This window comes from Variovorax sp. KBW07 (genome assembly GCF_003852515.1).
GTDB lineage: Bacteria > Pseudomonadota > Gammaproteobacteria > Burkholderiales > Burkholderiaceae_C > Variovorax.
In genome coordinates this window covers 1-10,646 of the sequence record NZ_QAJK01000192.1, presented here as the reverse complement: position 1 = coordinate 10,646, position 10,646 = coordinate 1, and the positions used below count along the sequence as shown (strand labels likewise).

Annotated in this window: 9 protein-coding genes; 8 read left to right on the top strand and 1 reads right to left on the bottom strand. The window is 68.0% G+C overall.

Going from position 1 to position 10,646, the window contains the following annotated elements; all coding sequences use genetic code 11:
* Window positions 1-217 precede the first annotated feature (217 nt).
* From DBV14_RS30710 to DBV14_RS30700, 3 genes are all read left to right on the top strand, one after another.
* Window positions 218-1,273, top strand: coding sequence for an LLM class flavin-dependent oxidoreductase (locus DBV14_RS30710; RefSeq protein WP_185546183.1), 1,056 nt, complete (start codon window positions 218-220; stop codon window positions 1,271-1,273).
* Between the two features lie 135 nt (window positions 1,274-1,408).
* Entirely contained in the window at window positions 1,409-2,359 is a 951-nt protein-coding gene (locus tag DBV14_RS30705; protein WP_124465308.1) for a sulfurtransferase, read from the top strand.
* Window positions 2,360-2,490: 131 nt separating this feature from the next.
* On the top strand, window positions 2,491-3,732 hold the full coding sequence (locus DBV14_RS30700; protein ID WP_124465306.1) for a YeeE/YedE thiosulfate transporter family protein: 1,242 nt from the start codon (window positions 2,491-2,493) through the stop codon (window positions 3,730-3,732).
* On the opposite strand, the gene DBV14_RS30695 is transcribed toward DBV14_RS30700, so the two are convergent.
* Complete coding sequence (locus tag DBV14_RS30695) at window positions 3,710-5,284, bottom strand: phospholipase D family protein (protein ID WP_260397289.1); 1,575 nt, start codon at window positions 5,282-5,284, stop codon at window positions 3,710-3,712. The genes DBV14_RS30700 and DBV14_RS30695 overlap by 23 nt on opposite strands.
* Window positions 5,285-5,629: 345 nt before the next feature.
* On the opposite strand from DBV14_RS30695, the gene DBV14_RS30690 reads away from it, so the two are divergent.
* From DBV14_RS30690 to DBV14_RS30670, 5 genes are all read left to right on the top strand, one after another.
* Window positions 5,630-6,637 (top strand): AraC family transcriptional regulator, encoded by a 1,008-nt coding sequence (locus tag DBV14_RS30690; protein WP_124465304.1) that lies wholly within the window; start codon window positions 5,630-5,632, stop codon window positions 6,635-6,637.
* 115 nt (window positions 6,638-6,752) lie between these two features.
* On the top strand, window positions 6,753-7,337 hold the full coding sequence (locus DBV14_RS30685; RefSeq protein ID WP_124465302.1) for a carboxymuconolactone decarboxylase family protein: 585 nt from the start codon (window positions 6,753-6,755) through the stop codon (window positions 7,335-7,337).
* Window positions 7,327-8,457 (top strand): acyl-CoA dehydrogenase family protein, encoded by a 1,131-nt coding sequence (locus tag DBV14_RS30680; protein ID WP_124465300.1) that lies wholly within the window; start codon window positions 7,327-7,329, stop codon window positions 8,455-8,457. Before DBV14_RS30685 ends, DBV14_RS30680 begins: the two co-directional genes overlap by 11 nt.
* Window positions 8,454-9,308, top strand: coding sequence for an ABC transporter ATP-binding protein (locus DBV14_RS30675; RefSeq protein WP_124465298.1), 855 nt, complete (start codon window positions 8,454-8,456; stop codon window positions 9,306-9,308). Before DBV14_RS30680 ends, DBV14_RS30675 begins: the two co-directional genes overlap by 4 nt.
* An 11-nt stretch (window positions 9,309-9,319) precedes the next feature.
* Complete coding sequence (locus tag DBV14_RS30670) at window positions 9,320-10,579, top strand: ABC transporter substrate-binding protein (RefSeq protein WP_124465296.1); 1,260 nt, start codon at window positions 9,320-9,322, stop codon at window positions 10,577-10,579.
* Window positions 10,580-10,646: the final 67 nt, after the last annotated feature.

Genomic DNA, 10,646 nt, shown 5'->3' with positions numbered 1-10,646 from the left:
CAGAGCGGTCGTTGATCAGCGTTGCACCAGCGCCGTGTCCAGGTGCGACTGGCATCGGGTGCTTCCCGCAGCGAAATAAAGGAGGAGCGAAGCGGGGGACATTCGCGGAGGGAAGTACCCGGTGTCNNACGCGCCCCGAATGACCCCGCTCCAAAACAACAGCCCCAAGAACAGGCATCGCGGACAAACAACCGCCATCGAGAAACGACAAGCAATCATGACCATTCGACACCTGGGATTCCTCACCCCCGGCAACTACGCCGAGTCCGACCCACTGGCCGGCCTCGAAGCTGCACTCAAGCTCTTCGAATTCGGCGAGAGACGAGGCTTCGACGGCGCGTGGGTACGACAACGACACCTCGAACGCGGCGTTTCGTCGGCTTCCACGTTCCTGGCTGCCGCGACACAACGTACACGCCGCATCGAGCTGGGTGCAGCCGTCATTCAGATGGGGTACGAGAACCCGTTTCGGCTTGCGGAAGATCTTGCTACCGTCGACGTGCTCTCGCGTGGGCGCCTGCAGGTGGGCTTGAGTGCGGGGGCGCCGCTGCATGGGGCGCTGCTGGGCAATCGGTTTCATGACGCGGCACCGAACACCATCGACTTCACGCACAAGCGCGTCGGGCGGCTGCGGGCCAATCTTGAAGACGTGCTGCTGGGGGACGACGACACCTTTGTCGAATCGGCGGGCGGGCGGGTGCGTCCGCGCGTGCAGCCCTACGCGCCGGGGTTGGTCGACCGGCTCTGGTACGGCGGCGGGTCGCTGCGGTCCGTTGAATGGGCGGGGCGCAATGGCTTCAACCTGTTGCTGGGGAACGTGCTGACGGGGGAGACCACGAACGATTTTTTGCAGGCGCAACTGGGGCTGATCGAACGCTATCGGGCGAGCGAAGACGCGTCGCACAAGGGGCGGGTGGCGCTGGGGCGCGTCATCGTGCCGCTGGATGGGGCCGATGCGGCGACGCGCAAACGCTATCGCGAATTTGCGGCGGGGCGCGTCGAGCGCACGCTGGCGCCGCAAGGGGAGCGACGCACGTTGTTTGCTCCCGACCTCGTGGGCACTTCGGACGAGATTCTGGAGCGGCTGCGCAAGGACCCGGTGCTGTCGCAGGTCAGTGAACTGCGGGTGGAGCTGCCCTACAACTTCAGCGGTGAAGAGTACGAACAGATCCTCTCGGACCTGTCGGGCTGCATCGCGCCTGAACTTGGGTGGCGCAGCGCGGTGGAGCAGTCGTCGTCGCGCGAAGAAGAACAAGCGCTGCTGGTCGACTGAGCCATTCAGATGGCTTGGTTATGGACTTATCGCAAACGCTTCGTTGGTGATTGCGGCTCGGCTCCATAGAGTCGAGGCTTGATTCTTTGCTTTCGTTTCTTTCCGAATTTCACACACACGTACAAGGAGTTCCGCATGTCGATTCTCGGCAAATGGTGGCGAGTGGCCTCTCTCGCCGCGCTGACTTTCCTCACCACGGCGCCGACCGCATTCGCGCAGGCCTCGGCGGATGGCAGTGGCCCGCTGGTGTCGACCGACTGGCTCGAGAAGAACCTGAAGAACACGAAGCTGCGCGTGATCGAGGTGAGCGTGAACCCGGGCCTGTACGAGCGCGGCCACATTCCGGGAGCCGTCAACTTCTCGTGGCACCAGGACCTGAACGACCGCGTGCGCCGCGACATCGTGAGCCAGGCCGAGTTCGAGAAGCTGCTCTCCAATGCGGGCGTCGACAAGGACACCACGGTCATCCTCTACGGCGACAACAACAACTGGTTCGCCGCCTGGGGTGCGTGGGTGTTCGACCAGTACGGCGTGCAGAACGTGAAGCTGCTCGATGGCGGCCGCAAGAAGTGGGAGGCCGAGAACCGTGCGCTGGAAAACCGGGCGCCCGAATACACGGCCACGCGCTTCAAGGTCACGGCGCCCAACACGCAGGTGCGCGCGCGGCTGGCCGACGTGCTGGCCGCGGCCGAGGGCAAGGCCGACATCAAGCTGGTCGACATCCGCTCGGCCGACGAGTACAGCGGCAAGATCTTCGCGCCGGCCGGCGCCGCCGAACTGGCGGTGCGCGCGGGCCACATTCCCGGCGCGGCCAACGTGCCATGGGGCCGTGCGGTGAATGAAGACGGCACCTTCAAGTCGGCGGCGGAGCTGAAGGCCTTGTATGCCGGCGTCGGCATCGACGGCAGCAAGCCGACCATCACCTACTGCCGCATCGGCGAGCGCTCCAGCCACACGTGGTTCGCGCTCAACAAGATCCTTGGCTACAAGAACGTGCGCAACTACGACGGCTCGTGGACCGAGTACGGCAATGCCGTCGGCGTGCCGGTCAACAACCCGAGCGGCACGGTCTGGGCCTCCAAATGAGTTCGAGGTGAGTCGGAGTTGGATTGCCGCTGAGTCAATTCGACGGACGACTTTTGGCGAGCCTTCGGGCTCGCCATTTTTTTGCATTGAATCAATGAATCAATCAATCACTGAATGAATGAGTGAATGACATGACGACTTCATCGGCGCCTTTTGTCGCTGCCGCCTCGGCGCGAGCCACGCGCACCGGCACCGTGGTGGCCGTTGCCACCGTGCTGTTGATCGCCGTGGGCGTGCACCTGCTCGGCGAACGCACCAGCAGTGGCGGCGGCCGTGCGCTGGCCTTCGCGCTCGGGCTCGGTGCCGTGCTGGGCGTGGTGTTGCAGCGTTCGCGCTTCTGCTTCTACTGCCACGCACGCGACTACTTCGAGGGCGACGACGCGCGCGGCCTGCTGGCCATCGTGGCCGCGCTGGCGGTGGGCACCGTCGGCATGCACGTGGTCATGACCGGCTGGTTGCCGGTGCCGCAGACCGGCCGCCTGCCGCCGGACGCGCACATCGGGCCGGTCAGCTGGGCGCTGGTGCTCGCGGGCCTGGCCTTCGGCGCGGGCATGGTGGTGTCGGGCTCGTGCATCAGCGCGCACTGGTATCGGCTGGGCGAAGGCTCGCCCACCGCGCCGTTCGCGCTGGTGGGGGCGGCGCTGGGTTTCCTGCTGGGCTTCAACAGCTGGAACTGGCTGTACACGCGCACCATCGCCGATGCGCCGGTGGTGTGGCTGCCGCATCACCTGGGCTATGCGGGGTCTGCCGCGTTGCAGCTTGCGTTGTTGGGCGCGGCCAGCGCATTGCTCTGGCGGCGGCTGCCGCCCGCCGACGCACCGTTGCCCGCGCCGCGCAGCTTCGCCGAGGCATTGCGGCGCTTGCTGCAGGGGCGCTGGGCCTACGGCTGGGGCGGCATCGCGGTCGGCGCCATCGCCGTGATCGTGGTGCTGCGGCTGCGTCCGCTCGGCGTGACGGCCGCGCTGGGCAGCGCGGCGCGCGACCTTGGCAGTTCGCAAGGCCTTCTGCCACAGCGGCTCGAAGGGCTCGATGGCTTCGGCGGTTGCGTCACCGCCGTCGTGCAAAGCCTGTGGCAGACGCCGAATGCATTGCTGGTCGGCGGCATCGTGGCCGGCGCGCTGTCCGCTGCCCTTGCCAGCGGACAGTTCAGGCCGGCATGGCCGAGCTTCGGCCAGGTCGGGCGCGGGCTGGGTGGCGGCGTGCTGCTGGGCTGGGGCGCGATGACCGGCCTGGGTTGCACGGTCGGGAACCTGCTTTCGGGGACCATGGCCGGTGCGCTGTCGGGCTGGGTCTTCGGTGCGAGCGTGCTGTTCGCGGTGTGGGCCGGCCTGCGGTTGAAGCGCTTCGCTTCTAAAGCTGGCTCAGCGGGATGAGGGGGGCGATGAGCCGCAGCTTGAAGCGCTGCCATGCCGTGGTTTCGGGCGGCACGTCGTAGGCCGTTTCCTTGCCGTTGTCGTCTTCCTCGACCCACTCGACGCGCTGGCCGGTGGCATCGAGCCGCAGCTTGTAGGAGCTGCCCGCGTCCGCGAAGCTCTCCAGCTGCAGGGCCATCTCGGGGCTGTCGATGATCAGGCCCAGCTCGGTGTTGAGCGTGGCCGAGCGCGGGTCGAGGTTCATGGAGCCGAGGAACACCTGCTTGTGGTCGACGATGCCGTTCTTCATGTGCAGCGCGCCCGTGCGGCGGCCGAAGATGCCGAGCCTGCCGCGCTTGACGCTCAGCGTCGGGCTCAGTTCGTAGATGGTCACGCCGGACTGCAGGAGCCGGTGGATGTGCGGCCAATAGCCCACGTACACCCAGGGCTCGTCGGTCGATGCCAGCGAATTCGTGACCAGCTCCACGCTGACGCCCGACGCCTTCGCGTCCGCCAGGCTGGCCACCGACGCATCGGACGGCACGAAGTAGGGCGACACCATCTTGATGTTCTGGCGCGCGGTGCGAAACCACTGGATCACGCCCTCGGTGACCGTGCCCTTGATGGAATGCGCGTGCTCGTTCAGGCCTTCCGTCTTGGTGAGCGGGTCGAACAGCACGCGCGCATCGGCCCACAGCAAGGGGCTGAGCCGGCGCTCGGCAAGCTCGAAGGGCAGGTTCAGCATCGGCACCATGTCCAGCGGCAGCGCGGCGGGCTCGCCATCGAGCGGGTTCACGATCTTGCCGTCGAGGGGAATGCGGGGTGCCTGCGGTGGCCTGGCCTCGGCGGTGAGCTGCTCGAAGCGCTGCTGCAACTGCGCGGGCGTGGCTGCGCTGCGGGCAATGCGCGCGACCGGGTACACCACTTCGCTGTTCCAGTAGTGGTCGAACTCGTCCGACAGGCCGCGCACCACGGGGCCGGCCGCGAAGACGTCCATGTCCACGAAGTTGCTGCCGGCGGCATTCATCACGTATTCGTCCGCCATGTTGCGGCCACCGGCCACGGCCGCCACGTTGTCGGCCACGAAGAGCTTGTTGTGCATGCGCCGGTTGATGCGGTCGAAATCCCAGCCCGAGGCGATGAAGCGCGTCAGGTCGCTGCCGCGTCCGCCCGGGAACGGATTGAACAGGCGCACCTCGACGTTCGGATAGCTGGCAAGGGCCAGCAGCAGATCGTCTTCGCCGGTGGTGTAGAGGTCGTCGACCAGCAGCCGCACGCGCACGCCCCTCTGCGCGGCATCGCGCAGCGCCCGCATCAGCGCGCGCCCGGTGTTGTCGGCGGCCAGCAGGTAGTACTGGACATCGAGGCTGCGCGTGGCGAGCCGGGCCAGTTCGATGCGGGTGGCGAAGGAGGTGGGACCGTAGGGCAGCAGGCGGAAGCCGGAGCGCGCGTCCTTCGTGTCTTTCGGAAGAACCTCCTGTGTGATCGCATTCAACGGCGTGCGGGAAAAATCGGAGATGGCCTGGACGGGTTGCACCGGTTGATGCGGCGGCAGGCTGGAGCAGGCACTCATCAGTACGGAGAGCAAAAGCGCCAGCGCAGCGCCGAACAGGCGCCAGGGTGGGAGGGGGCCAGGGCACGGCGCGCGGCCGCGCAATAACGATGTTCCCGCGAGCGAAGCGTGCGTCATTCTTTTCTTGCCTTCCCACCTGGTTGCCGGGCCATGCGGCCTCGAGGGGAATTGTCGTGGACTTGTCTTAGGCAGGCGTTGCCCTTGCGACGGAATGCGTGCCGGGTGCGTGAAATGCGGCAGCCGCGGCGCAAAGTTCAACGCGGCCGATGACGCATCGCCCCGGCATAAGCTCACTCCGATTCGTTCTTTGGTTCTGCCCGGGTGCTCGGCCACACTCGGGCCCTTATGTCTTTCGTACGACAGTTCGATGCCCGCGCTCTTCTCCCAGATGCCGCCGATGCCGGCGCGGATGCACAGGCCGACCGCGTGGTCGACTGGCTGCTGGGCAGCCTCGAGTGGAACGCCACGCTGTTCCACGTGGGCCAGTACTGTGGCCGATGGCGCGCCTCGACGGCGGGGCGTGCGCGGGCCAGCTTCCACCTGATCCTCGAAGGGCGCTGCTGGCTGCACATGCCGGGGCGCGAATCGGTGCAGCTGTCGCCGCGCGACGGTGTATTTTTGATGCGCGACGTGCCGCATTTTCTTTCGCCCTATGCCGACCCCGGCATCGACTGCGCGCCGCGGCAGATGCAGCCCTTGTCGGGCAGCCCCGCCCTCGGCGAAACCGGCCTGGCCTGCGGCTTCTTTTCTTTCGACGGGCCATTCCGCGACGTGATCGCCAGCGCCTTCCCCGATTGCCTGGTGCTGCGCGCGGACGACATGGCCATGGCCTCGGCCGCCACGCTGTTCGACCTGATGCGCAGCGAGGCCCTGCGCGTGGGCTCCGAGCCTTCGGTGGCGATGGACCGGCTCGCGGGCCTGCTGTTCTTCTATGGCCTGCGGCACGTGGCGCACAGCGAGGTGCATGCCCAGGGCCTGTGGACGCTGCTGCGCAAGCGCGGCTTTGCGCCGCTGCTGGCCGACATATTGCAGTCGCCCGCGCACGACTGGAGCGTGGCCGAGATGGCGCGGCGGGTGAACCTGTCGCGCACCGCGTTCTTTCGCCAGTTCGGCGAGGCCTGCGAGCAGTCGCCGTTGCAGTTCCTGCTGCTGTTGCGCATGCAGCTGGCGGCGCGGCGCATGGCGCAGGGCGATTCGATTTCCCAGGCGGCCGAAGCCGTGGGCTACGAGTCTTATGCGGCGTTCTCGCGTGCCTTCAAGCGCGTGATGGGCGAGCAGCCCGGCGCCTGGCAACGGGCGCGCAGCGCCGACGCATCGCGGCCCGCCGCACAGCGCTGGGACGAACCGGCATAGATCAGAGACCTCCGGTCATTGATGCGCGGCGGCGGCGACGGAAGAATCGACGCACCACCTCTTCACCAGCAAAAGCAGAGCAAAGCAAAGCAAAGCAAAGCGATTGCACCCAGCCATGACACGCCTGACTCTTCACACCGAAGCCACCGCCCCCGAAGCCAGCCGTCCGCTGGTGCAACGCGCCATTGCCAACAATGGCTTTCTGCCGAACCTGATCGGCATCCTCGCCAACTCGCCGCAGGCGCTGGAAACCTACCTGGGCGTGGCGCAGGCCACCGGGCGCGGCGAGCTCACGCTGGCCGAACGCGAAGCGCTGCAGATCACAGCCGCGCGCATCCACGGCTGCGACTTCTGCGTGGCCGGCCACACCGCCGCCGCGCTGAAGCAGGCCAGGCTGCCGGCCGAAGCCGTGGGCAAGCTGCAGCGCGGCGAGGCCAGCGGCGAAGCCCGGCTCGACGCCGTGCGCGCCTTTACCGAAGCCGTGATCGCCACGCGCGGCAAGGTGCACGACGATGCCCTGGCCGCCTTCCGGGGCGCGGGCTTTTCCGAGCGGCAGGCGCTCGAGGTCGTGCTGGGTGTGAGCCTTGCCACGCTGTGCAACTTTGCGAACAGCCTGGCCGGAAGCCCGGTCAACCCGCAACTGCAACCGTACCTGCCGGAAAACCTGCAACGCGACGGAGCGCCCGCCCATGCTGGCTGAGGCCGACCGGCGCTGGCTCGACGACAACGCCGAAGCGCTCGACGCCGGCAACGCGCTCGCGCACGAGGTCGTGCCGCGCCTGGCGCGCGCCGGGCTGTTCGGGCTCGGCGTGCCGAAGGCGCTGGGCGGGCAGGGTGGCGACGTGCGCGATGCCGTGGAGGCGATTGCCGCCGTGGCCGGCCATTCGTTGGCGGCCGCCTTCACTTTCTGGGGCCAGCGCGCCTTCATCGAATACCTGCTGCAGTCGCCCAACGCGGCGCTGCGCGAGCGTTGGCTCGGCTCCTTGCTCGACGGTTCGCAGGCTGGGGCCACCGGCTTGTCGAACGCGATGAAATACCTCGGCGGCATCGAGGCGCTGCAGATCACCGCCACGCCGGACAACAACAAAGGCGGCTGGCGGCTCGACGGCGCCGTGCCGTGGTGCACCAACCTGCGCCCGCAGGGCTTCGTGGCCGCGGTCGCGGTGCAGCGCACCGAAGGCGGCGTGCCGCTGGTGGCAGTGCTCACAGCCGGGCAACAGGGCGTGGTGCGCAGCGCCGATCTCGACCTGATCGCGCTGCGCGGCAGCAACACCGCGTCGCTGCGCATCGAGGGCGCGCGGCTGGAGGCGGCCGACCTGATTCATGAAGAAGCCAACCGCTTTCTTCCTTCCGTGCGGCCGGATTTTCTCGGGCTGCAATGCGGCCTGTCGATCGGCCTGGCGCGCGCGGCGCTCGACACCGCAACCAAACTCGGGGGTGCCGGCCGTTCCGTGCTCGAAGCGCCGATTGCCGCTCAGCACGCGGCCCTGGCCGCCACCATCGATGCACTCTACGAAGGCCTGGCGGACGGGCGGTTCAAGACCCAGCCGGAGGCGCTGTTCCGTGCGCGGCTCTCGCTGGCCGAGGTGGCGCAGAACGCCGTGCAGCTCGAACTGCAGGCCAGCGGCGGCCGTGGCTACCACCGCGACCAGCCGCTGACTTTTGCCCGGCGCTGGCGCGAAGCGGCCTTCATTCCCATCGTGACGCCCAGCGTCACGCAGCTGCAGGGCGAGCTGGCCAAGCGCGCGGCCGCGCAGCAGCAGCAGCAGCATCAGCAGCATCAGCAGTTGGCCGCGACGACGGCCGCCCGCGCAACGTGAGCCCGCAGGCGCCACAAGCCGCCGCGCGCCAGCCAGTGCTCGAGGCGCGCGATCTCGCCTTTGGCTACGGCAAGGGCGAGCCGGTGTTCGAGGGCGTGTCGCTGGAAGTGGCACCGCGCGAAATCGTCTGCCTGCTCGGCGGCAGCGGTTGTGGCAAGTCGACCTTGCTGCGCACGCTGGCGCACCTCGAACCCTCTCATGCAAGCCACGCCAAGGGGACCATCCGGTTCCTCGGCGAAGCGCTGACCGCGCCGCACCCGCGCGCGGCGCTGGTGTTCCAGCAGCCCGGCCTGCTGCCGTGGCTCGATGCCGCGCGCAACGTCGGCTTTGGCTTGGACTTCGTCCGGCAGCCGAAGCTGGAACGGGCGCGCCGCGAACAGCGCGTGAACGAGGCGCTGGCCGCCGTGGGCCTGGCCGGGCAGGGCGGGCTCTTTCCCTCGCAGCTGTCGGGTGGCATGGCGCAGCGCGTGGCCCTGGCCCGTGCACTGGCCCGCGAGCCGGTGCTGCTGCTGGCCGACGAACCCTTTTCAGCGCTCGACGCCATCACGCGCGCGCAGATGCAGGACCTGCTGGTCGAGCTCGTGCACCGCTGGCAGACCGCCGCGCTGCTGGTCACGCACGACATAGACGAAGCCATCCTGGTCGGCGACCGCATCCTGCTGATGGGCGACAAGCCGGGCCGCATCGTGCGCGAATGGCGCGTCGACATCGGCCGCCCGCGCACCGCCGATGCGGCGGCCTTTACCGCCTTGCGGCTCGACATCCTCGCGGCGCTGCATGCGGCGCATGCAATCGGCGGCGCGGCCCCTGCCGTTGCTGTTGAAGCCGTTTCTTCTTCTTCGCCTTCCTGAAAGCCTTCCGAATGACCGACTCTCCATTCGCCCCCACGGCATCCCTTCGCAAGACGCCCCACGTCTGCGCATCGTCGGCCTGCGACTGCGGCCTGACGCGGCGCGACATGCTGCGCCTGTCCGCGTTGGCCGGCGCCGCAGTGGCCGCGCCCTTCCTGTCGGCGGGCGATGCCATGGCCCAGGGTTTCAAGGGCGACGACCAGCCCGTGAAGATCGGCTACCTGCCCATCACCGATGCCACGCCGTTGCTGATCGCGCATGCCCGGGGCCTGTTCGACAAGGAAGGCCTGCGCGCGGAAGCGCCGCGCATGTTCCGCTCATGGGCGCAGATCGTCGAGGCCTTCGTGGCCGGGCAGGTCAACGTGATCCACCTGCTCACGCCGGCCACGCTGTGGGTGCGCTACGGCTCGAAGTTCCCCGCGAAGATTGCCGCCTGGAACCACATCAACGGCTCCGCGCTGACCGTGCTGCCCGAGATCAGCAAGCTCGCCGACCTCGGCGGCAAGACCGTGGCCGTGCCGTTCTGGTATTCGATCCACAACGTGCTGCTGCAAGACATGCTGCGTGCCGAAGGCCTCACGGCGGTCACGCGCGCGGCCAGCGGCGCCATCGGGCCGAAGGAAGTCAACCTCGTGGTGCTGGCGCCGGCCGAGATGGTCTCGGCGCTGGCGGGCAAGTCGATTGCCGGCTTCATCGTGGCCGAGCCCTTCAATGCAGCGGCGGAAATCGCCGGCGTCGGCAAGGTGCTGCGTTTTTCGGGCGACGTCTGGAAAGACCACGCCTGCTGCGTGACGTTCCTGGCCGAGCGCGACATCGCCGAAAAGCCCGAGTGGGCCCAACGCGTGACGACGGCCATCGTGAAGGCCCAGCTCTGGACCCGCGACAACCGGCTCGATGCCGCCCGCACGCTCTCGAACGCCGGCGAGCGCCGCTACACGCCGCACCCGCCGCAGACACTGGCGAAGGTGCTGGCATCGACCGACTATGCAAGCTACGAAGCCAGCGGCGTGGTGCGCCACAAGGGCTGGAGCCAGCGCCGCATCGACTTCCAGCCGTACCCGTTCGCCTCTTACACGGAGCAACTGGTACGCGCGGTGCAGGGCACGAAGGTGGAGGGCGACAACGCGTTCCTGCGCACGCTGGACCCGAAGTTCGTGGCACGCGACCTGGTGGACGACCGGTTCGTGCGCAAGGCGATCGAGAGTGTCGGCGGGCCGCAGGTGTTCGGCGTGTCGGCGGACTACACGCGTCGCGAGACGATCTCGGTTTGATGAACTTTCGCCTTTCTGTTTGTCGCGCTTTGGGTTTGGGCGCTGTTGCTGTTCAGGGCGGCGCCCA